Raw genomic sequence first — 17732 nt, 5'->3', positions numbered from 1 at the left:
CACCCCCGTCTCCCGACTTCGTGCGACTTGCGTGCGGGATCCCCCCGGATTTCGCCCGATCTGCGCACCGACGTCGCACGAAGTGCGGGGTGGCGGGATGCCGTGGACCACGTCGGCAGGTGCCGCGCCACGTGCCTACAGTGGATGCCGTGCCTCTCGACCTCGCGACCGTCGCCATCGTCTTCGGGACGATCTTCGTGGTCGAACTCCCCGACAAGACGTTCATCGCCACGCTCGTGATGGCCACCCGGTTCCGGCCGCTGCTCGTGTGGATCGGGGTCTGCCTCGCGTTCTTCGTGCAGACCGCGATCGCCGTGACCGCCGGCGGATTGCTCGCCCAGCTGCCCCGCACCCTCGTCGAGGTCGTCGCCGCGACGCTGTTCCTCATCGGCGGCATCCTGCTGCTGCGCGGGGCCGGCGATGCCGACGAGGAGGAGGCCGAGACCGAGGAGGAGTTCGGCGCCAAGGCCGCCAAGCAGGTCGTGGGCTGGCGGGTGGTGAGCCTGTGCTTCACCATCCTGTTCCTCGCCGAGTGGGGTGACCTGTCGCAGATCCTCACGGCGTCGCTGGTCGTGCGCTACGACGACCCGATCTCGGTGTTCGTCGGGGCCTTCCTCGCGCTGGCTGCCGTGTCGGGGCTGGCTGCCGGGCTCGGGCGCACGCTGCTCACCCGGATGAAGCTGTCGACCATCCGGCGCATCGGTGGCACGGTGTGCCTGCTGCTGGCCGGCTACTCCGCGCTGGAGATCGCCGGGGTCCTCTGACCGTTCGGCTCAGCGGGCTCGGCTGGGTCAGCCGCCTCGTCGCGGGTCACCCACCAGAGCAGCGCCAGTGCCGCGAGCCCTCCGGCGACGTCGGCGTTCTGCAGCAACCGCCCGGGCAGCTCGGGCCAGGTCGGCTGGTTCAGCCACGAGATGCCCCACCACGGCAGCCGACACAGGAAGAACGCCGTCACCCCGAGCCCGGCCCACAGCCGCCGCCGGTCTCGCAGCGGATCGGCCCCGAGCAGGGCGAAGATGACGACGACGATCCAGTGGAAGTGGTGGATCCAGGCCACCGGGGACAGCAGGCAGGCCATCAACCCCACCGCGGCGACCTCACCGATCGAGTCACCCTGCAGGTACAGGCGTCGAGCCAGAACGAAACCCAACCACCCCACGGCGGCGACGAGCACCAACCAGATCACCGTCCCCGGCATCCCCTCGGGTCCGATGCGCAACAGCAGCCCGCGCAGCGACTGGTTGGACGTGCCCATGTTCGGCCCCAACCGAGCGGGGTCCTGGAGCGCTCCACCCCAGAAGGCGAACGAGGCGTGCGGCATGAGCACCCACATCCCGATGGTCACCGCGACCGCCGTGCCGACGGCCGTCGCGGCCTCACGCCAGCGGCGGGTCACCAGGAAGTGCACCACGAACACCCCGGGCGTCAGCTTGATCGCCATCGCCAACCCGACGAGCACCCCGCGGGGCACGTGCCGGAGCACCCCCGGGCGGGGCGAGCGCAGGTCCATGAGGCACGCGAGCACGATGAACGCGTTCACCTGGCCGAAGCGGATGCCGTCGCTCACGGGGTGCAGCCACAGCATCGGCGCGGTGAGGGCGGCCAGCGCGAGCGGCATCCAGCCGTCCGCCCGGTGGATCAGGCGGTAGCCCGCGTACCAGACGATGGCCGTCGTCGCGAGCACCTGCAAGGCGGTCCACAACCACCCGGCCGCGGCAAAGGGCATGAGCGCCAACGGGATCGAGAGCAGCGCCGCGAACGGCGGATAGGTGAACGGCAGCAGCTGCGGGCTCTCGGTGAGCGCCGAGTAGATCGGCCGGCCGGTGAGGATGGACACGCCGGCCTCGCGGTAGACCTCGACGTCGACCTGCCACTGGTCCATCGGCCAGAAGACGAGGTAGCGCAGCACCACCGGGAGCGAGGCCAGGGCGATGAGCACCGCGGCGAGGAGCCACCGGTGCCACGGGACGACGCCGGCTGCTCGGGTGCTCACCGGCCCATTCTGCCGGTCGCGGGGGCCGTCGAGGTCCTCAGCCGTCCAGCGCCCGGCGTTCAGCGACTTCACGGGAGGCGCCCGTAGGGTGTCCCCGTGTTGCGCAGAGCCGTTGCCGTCGTCGTCGCCCTGGTGGCTCTCACCGCGGGTGTCCTCGTCGGCGCCGTGCCGTGGGCCTCGGCGTCGGCCTCGGCGGCCACCGCGGCGGCTCCCTCGGCGACGGCCCCAGCGGCGGCCAGCCCAGCGGCATCCACCCACACGGCATCCTTGGACGATCCCGCCGGCGCGGTCGTCCTCGTCGGCACGGGCGGCATCAGCTGGTCCGACGTCGACGAGAAGACCACCCCGAACCTGTGGGTCCTGCTGCGCGACGGCGCCTCCGCGGCGCTGGTGGCCCGGTCGGTCAACTCCAACACCTGCCCCGTCGACGGCTGGCTCGGCATCTCCTCGGGCAGCCGGGCGGCCGCCGAGCGCACCGGCGATGCCGACAACCCGGCCAACCGCCCGTGCCCGCCGCCGCCCACCGTGAGCCCCGAGGGCGCCGTCAGCACGTGGTCGGACTACGTCTCTGCGGCAGCTGACCGGCGCTTCGTCGCCGACCTGGGTCTGCTCGGCGACACCGCTGCCGCGGGCGGGCGTTGCGTGCGCGCGGTCGACCCCCTCGCCGCGGTAGGTGGTGCGACCGCTGCGGGCACCGTCGAGCAGTACTCGACGTGGTCGCCCGACACCCTGCTCGAGGACCTCAACGCCTGCCCGGTGACCCTCGTCGACGTCGGCTCGGTGCGTGACCCCGACGACGTCGCGCCCGGCGAGGTCGCCCCCGGCAGCCGCGCCGACCAGATCGCCGCCATCGACGCCCGCATCGGCGAGGTCATCGCCGCCGGCCCCAACGGTGCCGAGTACATCGTCGCCTCCCTCTCGGATGCCGGGACGAGCGAGCGTCTTCGGCTGGTCATCGCGCGTGGTCCGCACTTCGGGCCCGGGGTGCTCGTGTCTGGGTCGACGAAGCAGCAGGGGCTGGCCCAGATCCCCGACATCACGGCCACCGTGCTGGCCTCGGTGGGGCTCCCCGTGCCGGATGCCGTCAACGGCGCCCCGATGACAGTCAAGTCCGCGCCCGACAACTCCCAACAGCGGGCCCAGCAGCGGCTGACGACCCTGCGGGACTACGACGAGGCGAGCCACGACGTGCACAGCCTCGTCGAGCCGTTCTTCACCGTCTTCGCGTACGGCCAGCTCGTCATCTACCTCATCGTCCTGCTCGTGTGGAAGGGACGGCTCGGCACCGAGGCGAGCCGGGTGACGGTGCTCTCGCGGGTGCGGGTGCTCGCCGTCGCGGCCGCGAGCGTGCCCGTCTCGACCTTCCTCGCCAACCTCGTGCCGTGGTGGCGCTTCCCGATCGAGATGGTGGCCGTCGTGGCCGTGGTCGGGGTGTTCGTCGCGCTCATCGCCACGGCGGCACTGCGCGGGCCGTGGCGCGTGTTCGCTCTGGGCCCGATGGCGTTCGTGTCGGCGGTGACCATGCTCGTGCTCGCGGTCGACATCATGACGGGGGCGAGGCTGCAGCTGTCGTCCCTCATGGGGCTCCAGCCCGTGGTCGGTGGGCGGTTCTACGGCATGGGCAACACGACGTTCGCCCTCTTCGCGACGGCCACCATCCTGTTGTGCACGGCCGTGTCGTCGTGGCTGGTGCTCCAGAACCGGCGCAGGGCCGCTGCCATCGCCGTGGCCGCCATCGGCGGGGTCGCGACCGTCATCAACGCCATGCCGTTCTGGGGGGCCGACGGCGGCGGGCCGCCTGCCCTCATCCCCGGCATCATCTACCTCGTGTTCGCCGTGCTCGGGATCGCGATGACGTGGAAGCGCGTCCTGCTCATCGGCGGCTCGGTGGTTGCGCTGTTCTTCCTCATCGGCGTCGCCGACTGGCTGCGCCCGGCCGCGTCACGCAGTCACCTGGGGCGGTTCATCCAGTCGATCGTCGACGGCAACGCCCTGGACGTCGTCATCCGCAAGGGCGAGCAGAACCTCGGCATCCTGCTCGGCAACGCCCCCTTGACCCTGCTCGTGCCGGCCGCGCTGATCTTCGTCATCTACGTCCTCGCCCGGCCGACGTCGTGGGGGTCGCGCGCGATGCAGCGCTCCTACGACCAGGCGCCGACGCTGCGGGCCGGGATGATCGCCCTGCTCATCACCCTGACGATCGGCTTCCTCATCAACGACTCGGGAGTGGCGATCCCCGCGGTCGGCGCCACCCTGGCGGTGCCGCTCATCCTCTCGGCATCGGTCACGTACCTGCTCGACGAGGCCCGCGCCGCAGCGCAGACCCGTTCCGCACGCAAGCGCCGATGACGAGCGCCCAGAGCGCCAGAGCGACCCACGGCACCACCCCTGCACGGACCCCGAGCGTGAGCTCCTCGACCTCGGGGGTCATCCCCAGCACCCGGCCCGGGACGTAGGCGATCGAGAGGGCGGTCAGCCGAACCAGGGCAACGAGGTCGACCAGTCCGGGAAGCAGCGCCGGCAGCGCGGCCCACACGAGCAGGTCGTACCAGGGCAGCGAGTAGGGCGCGGCCAGCGAGAAGGCCAACGACAGGCACGCGGTGACCCAGAGCGCGACCGGTGCCACGGCATCCGGGCCGGGGGCAAGGCCCTTCGCGCGGGAAGGTTCACCATCGCCGGGGAACATTTCCGGTGCGAACATGAACCTTGCGGCATCGGGCGAAAAAGTTCGGGGGCGGCTCAGGCGCAGCAGGCACCACGCCAGCACCACGGCCAGCACGGCCGCCCCGAGGCTGATCGCCACCCGGGTCTGCTCGTTCCCCCAGACCTCCCGGCCCCACTCGAGCAGCGGCCGCCACGGGGTCGCCAGCGACACGGCCTGGCGCGAGCGCATCAGCTGGTCGTAGACGTGCGGCCCGGCCCAGGCGTGGAGAACCCCGGCCACGAGGACGAACCCACCGCCGAGGGCCACGAACCGGCGCAGCAACTCGCCCCAGCGCAGCCCCACCAGCCACCAGGCCGCGACGATCCCGGCCCCCACGACGGCATACGTGAACTTCGTCGAGCCGGCCAGCGCCACGACAACCCCGCCGAGACCGGCGCCGACCACCCCCGGACGCGCGACCACCACCGCCACGGCGAGCACCGCGAGGGCAGCGGCGATGAGGTCGATGTGCGCCCCGAGCACGCCGACCCCGAACACCAGCGGATTCAGCGTCCACAGCACGTCGACCCGGCCGTGCGCGCAGGGGTCGAGCACGCGGCGCAGCACCCACCGCACCGCGAGCCACGCCCCGACGATCAGCACCTGCCACACCCAGACCCCCTGGCGCAGCGAGTCGCCCCCGAGCAGTGCCGCGAGCCCGTGCAGCAGCGTCCCGAACGGGCCGTAGACGCTGGGCTCGGTGGTCCACGGGTCCTCGACGCGGCTGGTCACCGGGTCGGTGCCGCCGGCCCAGTCGACCGGTGACTCCACCCAGGGGTTGCCGCCGCCGACGAGGATCCGCCCGTACGCCAGGTAGTTGAGGTGGTCCCCCGACCCGAACGGCGCCGTGAGCAGCGCCAACCCACCCAACCCGACGGGCAGGGCCCACGTGCGCAGCGCCCCGACCCCGGCGCGCAGGCCGAGCAGCACCGCGAGAGCACCGACGAGGTATGCCGTCCACAGCACTGCCGTGACCGCGCCCGGCCCCGGCGTGATCGGCACCAGGGCGCCCGGGCCCCACCCGCGCGGGGCGAGGTCAGGGGTGGCCGCGTTGGGGCCCGTGGTGCCGACGAGCAGGAGCAGGGCGACGGCCAGACCGACGCAGAGCCGGTGGGCGCGGGTCAGCCCCGGTGCCACGGTCGCCAGCCGCGGGCGACCAGGGCGAGCCACACGTCGCGGTACTGGCCGGCCCGGTGCAGCTGCCCGCGCCAGTCCGAGCCGCTGACCCGGTGCTGGAGCTCGCAGGGCACCTCGAGCACGGTGAGACCGGCGCGCAGGACGTCGACCGTGAGCGCGGTCTCGACACCCCAGCCGCGGGCGAGCGGGGTCGCGGCGTCGAAGGCGCGCGGCCCGACGCAGCGCATCCCCGACAGCGGCTGGACCGCGGTGAACCCGGTGAGGTGCTGGATGCCGCCGCGCGCCAGGTTGACGACGAGCCCTCGCCCGCCGCCGGCGGTGATCTGTGCAGGCAGGGTGGCGATCGTCATGTCGGCACTGCCGTCGAGGACGGCCTGCGTGAGCACGCCGAGGTTGGCCGCGGTCTCCTGGAGGTCGCCGTCGACGAACAGCAGGGCACTGCGGACGGGGGCAACGGCATCCGCCTGCCCGTCGGCTCTCTCCAGCTCCCGCACGCGGGCGGCGCCGGTCTCCAGCGCTGCGGCCTTGCCGCGGTTGCGGTCGTGGCGCACGACGTCGGCACCGGCCTCACGGGCCACGCGGGACGTGTCGTCGGTGCTGCCGTCGTCGACGACCACGACCCGCCCCACCTGCGGCAGCGCCGCCACGGCCCGCACCGTGGCCGCGATGCGGTCCGCCTCGTCCTTGCAGGGGATGACCGCGGAGACCTGCGCGGCGAGCGCGCCCATCAGCGCAGGGTCACCTGACGGCTGAGCAGGCCGGAACGGGCGCGGCGCTCGTCGGCGCTGAGCGACTCGGTCGAGGCCAGGGCCGCGGCGTAGCGGGTGGACCAGGCGGTGAGCTCGTCCTCGTAGTCGGCGGCGCCGAGTTCGGGGTCGAGGTCCCACACGGGCACGAGGAGGCCGCAGGCGCGGAAGGCCCCGAGGAGGCGGGTGTCGCCGCCGAGGGTGTCGTCGCCGCTGGCGTGCAGGCGGGCGAGGGCGTCGGTCGCGGCGTCCTCGTCGTCGGGGAGCACGAGGCGGATGTGGGCCCGGTCGCCGATGCGCACCCAGTAGGCCGACGGCAGCGCCGCCATCTTCGTCGTGGGCACCACGGTCTCGTTGGCCCGCTCGAGGGACGCCGCGGCATCCCCTTCGAGCTCCTGGCCCTCGACCCAGAAGTCGAAGCCCTCGTGGACGGTGACCTCGAAGGTGGTGTCGTCGGTGAGCAGGTCCTGCAGGCGCGGGCTGTCGGCGGTGGCCGGGGCGGTCGTCACGACGGGGTTGCCCGGCTCGGCGGCCAGCGCGGCCAGCACCTGCCCGGCGAGGTCGCGGGAGGCGTCGCCGCTGGCGTTGCCCGACTGGGTGCCGACGAACACGGTGCCGTCGGCACGGTGCAGGCCGGGCCAGGCCATCGGCAGCACGGTCGCGACGGTCACCTCGGTGGGCGCCCCGTCCGGCACGTGCTCGGGGCGCAGGCTCACCGTCGCCGTGGCCGCCGGGAGGATCTCGCGCATCGCGACCCAGTCGGTCTCACCGGCCAGGCCCTCGAAGGGGCGGCGCTCGAAGGGCACCGGCCCGGGACGGGAGCGCGCCGTGCCACGCTCGGTTCCACGCTGACGTCGAGATGCCTTGCCCATGCGCGTCACCCTAACGGGCCGGAGCGCCTTCAGTTCGCGCGGCGGCGGCTGGGCCCACCGAGGGTGGCCCACACGACGGTGCCGGTGCGGTCCTCGGTGACGCCCCACTCGTGGGCGATCGACCGCACGATGCGCAGCCCCCGCCCCGACGAGAGCCACACGGTGCGCGGCGCCGGGTGCGGCACGGTGTCACCGCCGGCGTCGGTCACCTCGACCTCGACGACCTCGCCGCGGATCTTCCAGCGCACCCGGATCGTGCCGTCCGACAGGGGCCGGGCGTGCCGCAGCGCGTTCGTCACCAGCTCGGACGCCACCAGCTCGGCCTCGTCGACGAGCTCGTCGGGCATCTCGCGGGCCTGGAGGTCGGCGACGATCTCGCGCCGGATGCGGCCGACCGACGACGGGTCGTGCGGCGGGCGGACGGTGCAGATGATGCTGTCCGCCCCGGGGCCGGAGGACTCGACGACGACCAGCCCGCTCTCGCCGGTGCGCCGGGAGCCGACCTCTGCGGAGTCGTCGTCATCAGCGGAGGAGTGCGACGCGTGCGACGAGTTCGGCGGCGGAGGAGTCATCGAACCAACCTAACCCGATGCAGCGACCCGATCGAGCACGTGTGCAGGCCGGTTCGTGATGATGACGTCGACCCCGAGGTCCAGGCACCGGGTGATGTCCTCGTCGGTGTCGACGGTCCACACGTAGACCTGGTGACCACGGCGTTGGAACGCGCGCACGGCTCGCGGGGTGCGCAGCATCCGCACGTCCAGCCCCACGGCCCCGATGCCGCTGGGCAGGATGCCGTCCCACGTCAGCCGTGGACGCGTCGCGTCGACGAGGTAGACGAGCGGCAGCCTCGGCGCCAGCCGGTGAGCGCGCTGAAGAGCGGTGTGCGAGAACGACATCATCCGCACGTGCGGGCGCCCCGGCAGGTCGCCACCAGCCAGGTCGAAGGCGCGCAGCACCTGCACGAGTGCCTTCTCGACGTCCCCGCCGTGACGCGTGGGGTGCTTGGTCTCGATGAGGGTGACGACCTCCTGGCCGGTGTCGACGAGGGTGTCGAGCAGGCGCCGCAGGGTGAGCAGGTGGCCGCGCTCGGGGTCGGCCTCGGGCAGCTCGGTGTCCCCGGGGCGGTGCGCGGTCTTCCACGAGGCCCAGTCGAGCTCCTCGAGGCGGGCCAGTTCCAGGGCCGACACCACTCCGCGCCCGTTGGAGGTGCGCTCGACCCGGCGGTCGTGCACACACACCAGGTGCTGGTCGGCCGTCAGCCGCACGTCGCACTCGACCCCGTCGGCGCCGTGGGAGAACGCCTTGCGGTAGGCCGCCAGGGTGTGTTCGGGCTCCTCGTCGCTCGCCCCTCGGTGCGCGATGACCAGCGGGCCACCCCGCCGCGGTTCGGGCTTGCTCAGCCCCTCGGACACGACCTCCACGGGGCCACGGTTGCACATCCCGCGCGCGAACGTGGCCGCTCTCGGCATCCGACCCGCCGCGCTCACACATCCGGGCGGCCTACCGTTGCACCATCGTGAGCCTTCCTCCCTTCCAGCACCTCGTCGACGAGCACTGGCGCGACGTCGCCCGGCTCGCGCACGGCCTCGCGCCCGGGCACGGCGACGACGTCGCCCAGCAGGCCTGGGCGCAGGCGCTGGCCGCCTATCCGCGGCTGACCCATGCGCGCAACCTGCGGTCGTGGCTGCTCACCATCACGCACCGCTGCGCGATGGACCACCACCGCTCCGCCCGCCGCACCACCCCCCACGAGGACCTGTCCCTGCTCGACGAGGCCCCGACCCACCCCGCACCCGAGGTGCCGGACGGCGACCTGTGGGCCAGGGTCGCGGCGTTGCCGCAACGGCAGCGGGATGCCGTCGTGCTGCGTTTCGTCGGCGACCTCGACCACCGGGCCGTCGCGGCGGCGCTCGGCACCTCGCCGGGGATGAGCCGCCGCCTCGTCAGCGACGCCATCGCCACCCTCCGCCTCGACCTCCGGGACCAACCATGACCAACCCCTTCGCCGCCTTCGACCCACCGCTCGCCGGCCCGCCCGTGCTCGAGCCCACCGACGTCTCCTACGTGCTCGAGGACACCGCCGTCGGTCGACTGCTCATCGCCGTGCGCTCGAGTGGCGCGGTGGTGACGTGCGCGTACTCCCCGGACACAGCATCCGAGGATCGGTGGTTGACGCGCATCGCCGGCTCGGTGAGCCCGCGGGTGCTGCGTCACCCCTCCCCGACGGATGCCGTTCGCCGGGCTCTCGCGGCGTACCTCACCGGGAGCGCCCGGTCGGTCGACGTGCCGACCGACCTCGCGCTCGCGACGCCCTTCCAGCGCGAGGTGCTGACCGGGCTCGTGGCGCGGATCGGCTACGGCCAGCGCACGACGTACGGCGCGCTGGCGTCAGCCGTGGAGCACCCCGGTGCGGCGCGCGCGGTGGGGACGGCGCTCGGCGGCAACCCGCTGTGCATCGTGCTGCCCTGCCACCGGGTGCTGCCGGCGTCCGGCGGGGTCGGTGGTTACGCCGGGGGCGCCGCCGCCAAGGAGCACCTGCTCACCCTCGAGGCCGCTCACACCTCTCCCCGCGCCTGAACGTCAGCGGGTCATGCCGTGCCGGGCCAGCGGGTGCAGCAGCTCGCGCTCCTCGTAGGCCAGGTGCGAGAGCAGGGTGTCGGTCAGCAGGTCGACGACGTGCCGCAGCCGGTCCAGGGCCCCCGGCTCGTCGGCGACCAACGCCACGAGCGCCCGGTCGACGTCGTCGAGCACGTCGTGGATGACCTCGTGCTCCTCCTCGAGCCGGTCGATGACTGGGCGGGCGTCGGGGTCCTGCGCGCGCAGGTGCGGGAAGATCGCCGCGTCCTCGAGCGAGTGGTGGCCGGTGACGATGCGGCAGTACGACTCGCAGTACGCCCCGAGCGTCCAGTTGTTCTGGCGCATCGTCATCGCGTTGACCGCCGACCGGGCCGCCCCGACCTGTAGCTGCCCCCGCACGACCTGGTCGACGACGTCGCGCACCTGGGCGAGCTCGGCCCGCAGGTGGTTGTGCACGTCGATGAGGTGCTGCGGCACGGCGAGCTGGGCCGGGCCGTACTGCGCCTGCTCCTGCGCGTCGGGGCGGCGCGGGTAGGTGGGTCGGCTCGCCTCGTCCCACGGCAGGATGCCGGTGAGTCGCCTGCCGTCGTCGGGTGTCGGCGTGACGACGGGCCGGTTTTCAAACCCCCCGGCTGGTGCCCCGGAGCCGGCCCCGGGCGCACCCGCGGACGGCTCGACATTCGATGCCGAGGTCTCCACCCGCGAGGGTGAGGCCGCCTCGGGAACGGGCGCCACGGCATCCGAGGGCTGCGTGGCCCGCCGGGCACGTTCCGCCGCGACGAGGTCGCGCACGGCGGGCGCCACCTCCTCACCGAAGCGGCGCACGTCGTCAGGATCGTCCGTCGCGAGGATGTACGTCGCCAGGCCCTCCTCGAGGGTGAGCTCGGCGAGCTGCTCGGCCCACGTGTGAGGGGGGCCCTGGAGGAATCCGGACCCTGAGCCGAAGGTGCCCGAGATGTTGTAGAGCCGGCGCACGGCCTCGGGGGCCCGACCCGCAGCCAGGGCGGCCTCGTCGATGCGGGCGTTCATGGGGGCGAGGGTGTCGGGCGCCGCGTACCCCTGGCTGGGCAGCCAGCCGTCGGCGAGGCGCCCGGTGAGGCGCAGCATCCGCGGCTTGTAGGCCCCCACCCAGATGCCCATCGGGTGCGCCGGGGCGGGGCCCGAGTGCAGGCCGCGGGCTCGATGGTGCTCACCGTCGACCCGCACGCTGCCCTCCCCCGCCCAGAGCGCCCGGGCGATGGCGATCGCCTCCTCGAGGGCGGTCACGGCCTCGCCGGGGGTCAGCCGGGTGCCGCCCGCCGCCTCGATGGCATCCCAGAAGGCGCCCGTTCCCAGCCCCAGCTCGACCCGCCCCCCGGTGAGCAGGTCGAGCGAGGCGGCCGATCGAGCCAGCACCACGGGGTTGCGCAGCGGCAGGTTCGCGACGTTGAGGGCGACCCGCACCGTCGACGTGCGAGCGGCGATGACCGAGAGCAGGGTCCACGCGTCGAGGTGGCGGGCCTGGTACGGGTGGTCCTGCACGCTGACGAGGTCGAGTCCGCTGACCTCCGCCACGTGCGCCAGCTCGAGCGCGTGGTGCGGGCGGGCGGCATCCGGGGTGGGGAAGATGCCGAACTCGAGGTCGTGCCCGTAGTCGCTCACGCCGAGGATTCTGACGGGTCCGTCACGCCGGCGAGGCCGTCGGGTCGGCCGAGTCCGTCGGGTCGGTCGAGTCCGTCGGGTCGGTCGAGTCGGACGGGAGCCGGCCGCTGCCGGCGTACCCTCCGAGCAGCTCGGCCATCGCGAGGTGCGGTCGGGCGTCAGCAGCCCGGCCGAGGCGCTGGAGGGTGCGGCCGAGCACGAGGTTCGCGTAGGCATCGTCGGGGTGGTCGACGAGCACGGCGCGAAGCACCGTCTCGGCGCGGCCGAGCTGTGCGGAGTGGAAGTAGGCCCGGCCCAGCAGCACCCGCAGCTCGGTGGTGCCGTGGATGGGGGGCTCGAGGGCGCTCTCGTCCACGAGGGCACGCAGCGAGTCGGCGGCGGCCTGGTACTCGCCGTGCTCGAACAGGCCGCGGGCCTGCGCATAGCGCTCTGCCATCGACATGGGGGTGTTCACGGGCTGCTCAACGCCTCGCCGCCGGTGGCCATTCCGGGGCCGCACGAGTCGGGCGACGCAGCAGTTCGATCGCCACGCAGCACTTCGCCGCGCGGCCGGCAATTGCCGGGCAGCAACCGAACTTCCGCGTTTCTGCCATATCGACGACGGCCCCGCGGGAGAGGATCGGAGGGTCATGGCCACGAACGACCCCTCCCCGACCCCGCCGGCCTCCGGAGCCCCCGGCAGCCACGGGGTGCCCGGCAGCCACGGAGCGCCCGGCAGCCACGGCGAACCGGGCACTCGCAGCACCCCCGGGGTGCGACAGCGCGTGACCGGAGCAGGGCGCACGGTCGGGCGCGGGGGCCGGGCCGGCATCCGCGCCGTGGGCACCACAGGCCGAGCCGCTGGCCGTCGCTTCCGCACCTTCGCCAGCGCCGACGGCGCCGCAGACACCGGCCTCGCACGGCTGACCGAGCTGCACGCCGTCAACGTCGCCGCGGATGCCGCGCTCACCGTCTCCCTGGCCGGCACCGTGTTCGCGTTGCCCACCGACGAGGCCCGCAGCCGGGTCGCCCTGTTCCTCGTGCTGACGATGGCCCCGTTCGTGCTGCTGGCCCCCCTCATCGGGCCGCTGCTCGACAGGTTCCGGCACGGGCGCCGCTGGGCGCTCGGCACGACACTGGCCACCCGGGCCTTCCTGGCGTGGGTGCTGGCCTCGGCCGTGGTCGAGGACAGCGCGTGGCTCTTCCCGGCGGCCCTGGGCTGCCTCGTGGCGAGTCGTTCGTATGCCGTGGCACGCGCCGCCGCCGTCCCGCGGCTGCTGCCCGACGGCATCACCCTCGTCACCGCCAATGCCCGCCTCAACATCGCGGGGCTGGTCGGCATGGCGCTGGGCGGGGGGCTCGCAGGCGCCCTGTCGCGCATCGGGCCCGACTGGTCACTGCGCCTCGCCTTCGCCGTCTACGTCGCGGCGACCGTGCTCGCCATCCGGTTGCCCGCGCGGGTCGACTCGACCACGGGCGAGGTCGACGTCGACGGCATCCCCGTCGCAAGGGCCCCTCTGCCGACCCTCGAGAGCGGCCCACGACGCCTGCGCGCGTTGCCACCGCTGGTGCGCTACACGCTGTGGGTCACCTGCGGAGCCCGTGTGCTGTCAGGGTTCCTCACCCTCTTCCTCGCCTTCCTCATGCGCGAGCACCCGATCCCGGGATGGTCCGGGCCGCTCGTCCTGGCACTCGTCGCGGGCGCGGCGGGGGCCGGCAACGCGCTGGGCTCGGTCATCGGCAACCGCAAGCGGACACCACCACCCGAGCGGATGGCGACGGCGATCGCCCTCCTCGCCCTGAGCGCCGTCATCGCCACCTCGATCCTGTACTCGGTGTGGGCGCTCGTGCTGCTGGGCCTCGCGACAGGGCTGTTCGGTCAGCTCGCAAAGCTCTGCCTCGACGCCCTGATCCAGCGGGAGATCGCCGATGACGTGCGAGCGCGGGTGTTCTCCTGGTCCGAGACGATCCTCCAGGGGTTCTGGGTGCTCGGCGGAGCCGTCGGCATCGCCATTCCCCTGCGGCCGGGGCTCGGCTTCGGCCTCGTGGCCGCGGTGGTGCTGCTGCTGGGAGCGGTGGCGGTCCGGTCCCGTCGCATCGGCTCGGATCGCTGAGGGCCTCACTTCCCCTCTGGCCTTACATACCCCCTAGGGTATCTTCTAGGCTATCTTCGACACCACTCCTCTACCCCTTGTGAGGTCCTTCGTGTGCAGCCCTGCCACCTGTCACTCCTGCGGCAAGACGACCTGGTCCGGGTGCGGCATGCACGCCGACATGGTCATGGCCAGCGTCCCCGCTGAGGCCCGCTGCTCGTGCCACGAGGAGCCCGCTCCTGCCCAGCCCGCAGGCAACGCCTTCGGCCGCCCCTGACACCGAGGCCCACCCGCCGCTGACCCTCATCACTCTGGGCAGTCGGCCCCTACGCCTAGGCTGACCGGGTGATGAGCACGCGGGCGGCCAGGCTGCGCCTGCTCGGTCTCGTCCTCAGCGTCGCCATCGCCAGCGCTCTCGTCTGGGTCGTCATCGGCGGCGACCTCGACACGGTCCAGTCCACCGTCGAGTCCACGGGCGCGTGGGGGCCCGTGGCCTACGTCGCGCTGCACGTGCTGCTCACCCTCGTGCCCGTCTCGAAGAACCTCCTGGCAGGGGTGGCCGGCGCCCTGTTCGGCCTCGCCGGCGGCATCGCCCTGTCCTGGGTCGGCGCCATGGTCAGTGCCGTCGTCACCTTTGCGATCGCCCGCCGGCTGGGGCGTGCGGCCGTGGCGTCCATGACCGGCCCCCGCATCGACCGGGTCGAGGAGATCATGCGCCAGCAGGGCCTGCTCGCGGTCATCATCGCCCGCGTCACCCCGGTCATCCCCTTCACCGTGGTCAACTACGGCGCGGGTGTCACCGCCGTGAGCACCCGGGACTTCGTGCTGGGGACGGCCATCGGCATAGTCCCGGGCACCGTCGGGTATGCCGCCCTCGGCGCCTCGGCGGGCCGCGACGCAACGACCTTCGTGATCGCCGGGATCGTGGCCGTGGTGCTCTTCGCGGGCTCACTCCTCCTGGGGTGGCGGGCCGCCCGGCACCAGCAGCGCGGCGTTCAGTGAGCGGATGCCGCGTGGTCGCCCTCGCTTGAGCGCATCTTCTTGACCTGGGTCACGATCAGGACGACGAGCGCTCCGACGACGAGACCGATGGCCGCCGAGGCCAGCGTGTTGACCAGCCAGCCCGGGAAGCCACCACCCACGGCCTCCTCGGCGTGGTGGACGAGGTCGTAGAGCCAGTGCCAGCCGAGGTCGTGCACCCCGACGAGCAGGATGTGGCCACCGACCCACAGCATGGCGACGATGCCGACCGTCGACAGGCCCGCGAGCAGCTTGGGCATGAACGCGACGAGACCGCGGCCGACGCGCTGCGAGGCCCCTGACTCACGACGCGCCAGGTGCAACCCGATGTCGTCCATCTTCACGATCAGGCCCACGACCCCGTAGACGAGGACGGTGATGCCGACCGCGACCACCGCGAGGATCACCGCTCGGGAGACGAACGCCTCGTCGGCCACCTCGTTGAGGGCGATGACCATGATCTCGGCGGACAGGATGAAGTCGGTGCGCACCGCCCCGCTGATGACGGTCTTCTCGTGGTCGGGGTCATCGGCCGCGACGGTCTCGACCGCGTGCTCGTGACCGGCGACCAACTCCCAGATCTTCTCGGCCCCCTCGTAGGCCAGGTAGGTGCCGCCGACCATGAGGATCGGGGTGAGGGACCACGGCAGGAACTGGCTGAGCAGCAGGATCGCCGGGAGGATGATGAGCAGCTTGTTGCGCAGGGAGCCCATGGCGATCTTGCGGATGATCGGCAGTTCCCGCTCGGGCTTCAGGCCGTCGACGTAACGCGGGGTGACGGCGGTGTCGTCGATGACGACCCCCGCCGCCTTCGCGCTGGCGCGCCCTGCGGCAGCACCGACGTCGTCGACCGAGGCGGCCGCCAGCTTCGCGAGCGCCGCGATGTCGTCGAGGAGGGCGACGAGTCCACCAGCCACTGGTTCTTCCTTCGGGTCATGGGTCGGTCGCGCTGCGGGTGAGCGCGCGACCGTTTCGGTGCTCACGGTAACGCGATGTGCCCGGATCTCGGTTGCACGCACGCATCCCGGTCCCTGACAGTGAGCCCGTGCAGCGCCATGGGATCAGCCACCTCGCCCACGCCCACCACCCCGTCATGGCTCCCCTGTCGGACGCGTCCGTGGCCCGGCTGCTCGATCGGCTGCTCCCGGCCAAGGGCCGACTGCTCGACCTCGGCTGCGGTCAGGGTGAGTGGATCCGCCGGGCGCTGAGCGTGCGGGACGGCGTCACCGCCGTCGGCGTCGACCTCCACGTGGGGTCGGGTGTCGGCGACCTCGCCCCGACGCAAGCCGCTCGCGCCACCGTGGTCGAGGCCGATGCCGCGACCTGGACAGGTGGTCTGTTCGATGCCGTGCTCGCGCAGTGGGCGCTGGAGCCCGGGCGTGACCCGGCCGACCCGGGACCAGGCCCGACAGGCCTCCCGGGCGCACCGCGAGGCGTGGCTGACGGGGTACCGGGGTGTCCTGGGCTTCGCCACCCTGGTGCTCGTCGACAACCCGGCATCCCATTGATGCTCCGAGGCGGCGTGTGCGCGAGGGCCGTCACGCGGTAGCGTCCGGCGCATGCGCCTGGCCCTCCGCATCGTCGCGGCTCTCCTCGTCCTCGTCATCGCCGCTGCCGTGGGCGGGTACTTCTACGCCCGCCCCCTGCTCGAGACGGGAACGGGGTACGCGGCGCACAACTCCTGCGCCGTGACACTCGTCGCCGGCCGTGACGACCCCGAGACCGACCTGCCCGACAACCCCCTGGTGCCCTTCCTCACCGGGTACGTCAACGAGGCAGGCCGCTCGAGCACGTCGCAGATCCTGTTCACGCTGTCCACGCAGAAGGCCTGGTACACCCGGGGCTACGGCTGCACGGTGGGGGCCGACCGGCCCGAGGACCTCGGAGAGCCCACGAAGGTCCTCTCCGACACCAACCCCCTCTCCACGGCGGAGTCCCCGGAACCCAACGCTGCGGTCGACGCCGCCATCGCTCGAGCCTTCGGTGACGAGCTCGGCACCGTGCGGGCCGCCGAGCTCGGAACCCGCGGCATCATCGTGCTCAAGGGTGGGCAGCTCGTCGGAGAGCGGTACGCCGAGGGCTTCACCCGTGAGACCCCGCAACTCGGCTGGTCGATGACCAAGAGCGTCGCGAACATGCTCGTGGGGCGGATGGTGCACCAGGGACGGATCGCGATCACCGACGACTCGTTGCTGCCCGAGTGGACCGACGAGCGCAAGGGCATCACCGTCGACCAGCTGATGCGGGCAACGAGCGGGCTGTCCTGGGACGAGACCTACTCGCTCGGCACCCCGATCACCCAGATGCTCTACTCCGAGCCCGACATGGCCCGTTTTGCTGCGAGCCAGCCGCTGGCCCACCAGCCCGGCACCTACCAGCAGTACAGCAGCGGCGGCACGAACATCCTGTGCTCCGTGCTCACCGACCTGGCCGACGCCCCGGACGCCGACCTGCCACGCCAGCAGCTCTTCGCTCCGCTGGGCCTCACCTCCGCGACGCTCGAGGTCGACATGACCGGGACCCCGGTGTGCAGCTCGTACCTGTGGGCCACGCCGCGCGACTGGGCCGCCATCGGGCAGTTCGCCCTGCAGGACGGCGTGTGGGCCGGTGAGCGGCTGCTTCCCGAGGGCTGGATGAAGGCCTCCACCACGGTCACCGAGGTGCGTCAGACCGAGGAGCAGGGCTACGCCGCCGGGTGGTGGGCCAACAAGAAGGCCAACGGCACTCTCGTCGACCCCCAGCTGCCCGAGGACACCTACTGGGCGAGCGGCCACGACGGCCAGAAGCTGTACGTCGTTCCGTCGGCCGATCTCGTCGTCGTGCGTCTCGGGTTCACCCCCGAGCTCGAGGCCGACCAGCTGCGCACCGACGAGCTCGTCGCCGAGCTCGTCGCCATGAAGCCTGCCGAGGGCTGACCCCAGCTTTCCCTCCCCATGAGGCAAACCCGAGGTTCGCATGTTGGCATCC

At 72.8% G+C, this 17732-nt stretch carries 17 protein-coding genes; 8 read left to right on the top strand and 9 right to left on the bottom strand.

Annotated elements, in window-relative coordinates:
* Positions 1–149 precede the first annotated feature (149 nt).
* Positions 150–764 carry a TMEM165/GDT1 family protein gene (locus C8E84_RS12035; protein WP_246196916.1) on the top strand — a complete coding sequence of 205 codons (615 nt, stop codon included), beginning with the start codon at positions 150–152 and terminating at the stop codon, positions 762–764.
* Here C8E84_RS12035 and C8E84_RS12030 read toward each other — a convergent pair.
* On the bottom strand, positions 731–1993 hold the full coding sequence (locus tag C8E84_RS12030) for a glycosyltransferase 87 family protein (protein ID WP_246196915.1): 1263 nt from the start codon (positions 1991–1993) through the stop codon (positions 731–733). The genes C8E84_RS12035 and C8E84_RS12030 overlap by 34 nt on opposite strands.
* A 96-nt stretch (positions 1994–2089) precedes the next feature.
* Here C8E84_RS12030 and C8E84_RS12025 point away from each other — a divergent pair, with 96 nt between their 5' ends.
* A complete protein-coding gene (locus C8E84_RS12025) occupies positions 2090–4342 on the top strand; it encodes a hypothetical protein (protein WP_159902439.1) in 2253 nt (750 codons plus the stop codon).
* Here the strand turns inward: C8E84_RS12025 and C8E84_RS12020 are convergent.
* The 5 genes from C8E84_RS12020 to C8E84_RS12000 are packed head-to-tail and all read right to left on the bottom strand — an operon-like array spanning position 4278 to position 8876.
* Positions 4278–5834 carry an MptA/MptB family glycosyltransferase gene (locus C8E84_RS12020; protein WP_159902437.1) on the bottom strand — a complete coding sequence of 519 codons (1557 nt, stop codon included), beginning with the start codon at positions 5832–5834 and terminating at the stop codon, positions 4278–4280. The genes C8E84_RS12025 and C8E84_RS12020 overlap by 65 nt on opposite strands.
* Positions 5819–6562 (bottom strand): glycosyltransferase family 2 protein, encoded by a 744-nt coding sequence (locus tag C8E84_RS12015; protein WP_159902435.1) that lies wholly within the window; start codon positions 6560–6562, stop codon positions 5819–5821. Before C8E84_RS12015 ends, C8E84_RS12020 begins: the two co-directional genes overlap by 16 nt.
* Positions 6562–7452, bottom strand: a complete 891-nt coding sequence (locus tag C8E84_RS12010) for a DUF5926 family protein (RefSeq protein ID WP_159902433.1) — start codon at positions 7450–7452, stop codon at positions 6562–6564. Before C8E84_RS12010 ends, C8E84_RS12015 begins: the two co-directional genes overlap by 1 nt.
* Positions 7453–7481: 29 nt before the next feature.
* A complete protein-coding gene (locus tag C8E84_RS12005) occupies positions 7482–8024 on the bottom strand; it encodes an ATP-binding protein (protein WP_159902431.1) in 543 nt (180 codons plus the stop codon).
* 9 nt (positions 8025–8033) lie between these two features.
* On the bottom strand, positions 8034–8876 hold the full coding sequence (locus tag C8E84_RS12000; RefSeq protein ID WP_211675520.1) for a glycerophosphodiester phosphodiesterase: 843 nt from the start codon (positions 8874–8876) through the stop codon (positions 8034–8036).
* Positions 8877–8971: 95 nt separating this feature from the next.
* Here C8E84_RS12000 and C8E84_RS11995 point away from each other — a divergent pair, with 95 nt between their 5' ends.
* Positions 8972–9448, top strand: coding sequence for an RNA polymerase sigma factor (locus C8E84_RS11995; RefSeq protein WP_159902429.1), 477 nt, complete (start codon positions 8972–8974; stop codon positions 9446–9448).
* Positions 9445–10032 carry a methylated-DNA--[protein]-cysteine S-methyltransferase gene (locus tag C8E84_RS11990; protein WP_159902427.1) on the top strand — a complete coding sequence of 196 codons (588 nt, stop codon included), beginning with the start codon at positions 9445–9447 and terminating at the stop codon, positions 10030–10032. The genes C8E84_RS11995 and C8E84_RS11990 overlap by 4 nt, the downstream gene beginning before the upstream one ends.
* Positions 10033–10035: 3 nt before the next feature.
* On the opposite strand, the gene C8E84_RS11985 is transcribed toward C8E84_RS11990, so the two are convergent.
* Together C8E84_RS11985 and C8E84_RS11980 are read right to left on the bottom strand one after the other, a co-directional pair.
* On the bottom strand, positions 10036–11673 hold the full coding sequence (locus C8E84_RS11985) for an LLM class flavin-dependent oxidoreductase (protein WP_159902425.1): 1638 nt from the start codon (positions 11671–11673) through the stop codon (positions 10036–10038).
* Positions 11674–11695: 22 nt separating this feature from the next.
* Positions 11696–12127, bottom strand: coding sequence for a tetratricopeptide repeat protein (locus tag C8E84_RS11980; protein ID WP_246196914.1), 432 nt, complete (start codon positions 12125–12127; stop codon positions 11696–11698).
* 175 nt (positions 12128–12302) lie between these two features.
* Here C8E84_RS11980 and C8E84_RS11975 point away from each other — a divergent pair, with 175 nt between their 5' ends.
* Together C8E84_RS11975 and C8E84_RS11970 are read left to right on the top strand one after the other, a co-directional pair.
* Positions 12303–13766, top strand: coding sequence for an MFS transporter (locus C8E84_RS11975; RefSeq protein ID WP_159902423.1), 1464 nt, complete (start codon positions 12303–12305; stop codon positions 13764–13766).
* A 327-nt stretch (positions 13767–14093) separates the two neighbouring features.
* Positions 14094–14747 carry a TVP38/TMEM64 family protein gene (locus tag C8E84_RS11970; protein WP_246197076.1) on the top strand — a complete coding sequence of 218 codons (654 nt, stop codon included), beginning with the start codon at positions 14094–14096 and terminating at the stop codon, positions 14745–14747.
* Here C8E84_RS11970 and C8E84_RS11965 read toward each other — a convergent pair.
* The gene (locus C8E84_RS11965; RefSeq protein WP_159902419.1) at positions 14741–15682 is read right to left on the bottom strand and encodes a DUF808 domain-containing protein; all 942 of its coding nucleotides are present in this window, start codon (positions 15680–15682) and stop codon (positions 14741–14743) included. The genes C8E84_RS11970 and C8E84_RS11965 overlap by 7 nt on opposite strands.
* Before the next feature lie 128 nt (positions 15683–15810).
* Between C8E84_RS11965 and C8E84_RS11960 the strand changes: the two genes are divergently transcribed.
* Together C8E84_RS11960 and C8E84_RS11955 are read left to right on the top strand one after the other, a co-directional pair.
* Positions 15811–16314, top strand: a complete 504-nt coding sequence (locus tag C8E84_RS11960) for an SAM-dependent methyltransferase (RefSeq protein ID WP_246196913.1) — start codon at positions 15811–15813, stop codon at positions 16312–16314.
* 10 nt (positions 16315–16324) lie between these two features.
* Positions 16325–17680: a serine hydrolase domain-containing protein gene (locus tag C8E84_RS11955; protein WP_159902417.1), complete on the top strand. Its 1356-nt coding sequence runs from the start codon at positions 16325–16327 to the stop codon at positions 17678–17680.
* Positions 17681–17732 lie beyond the last annotated feature (52 nt).

The sequence above is a fragment of the Ornithinibacter aureus genome (assembly GCF_009858245.1).
Classification (GTDB): domain Bacteria; phylum Actinomycetota; class Actinomycetes; order Actinomycetales; family Dermatophilaceae; genus Fodinibacter; species Fodinibacter aureus.
Note: the sequence above shows the minus strand (reverse complement) of the source record. Positions and strands in the feature narration are given on the sequence as shown.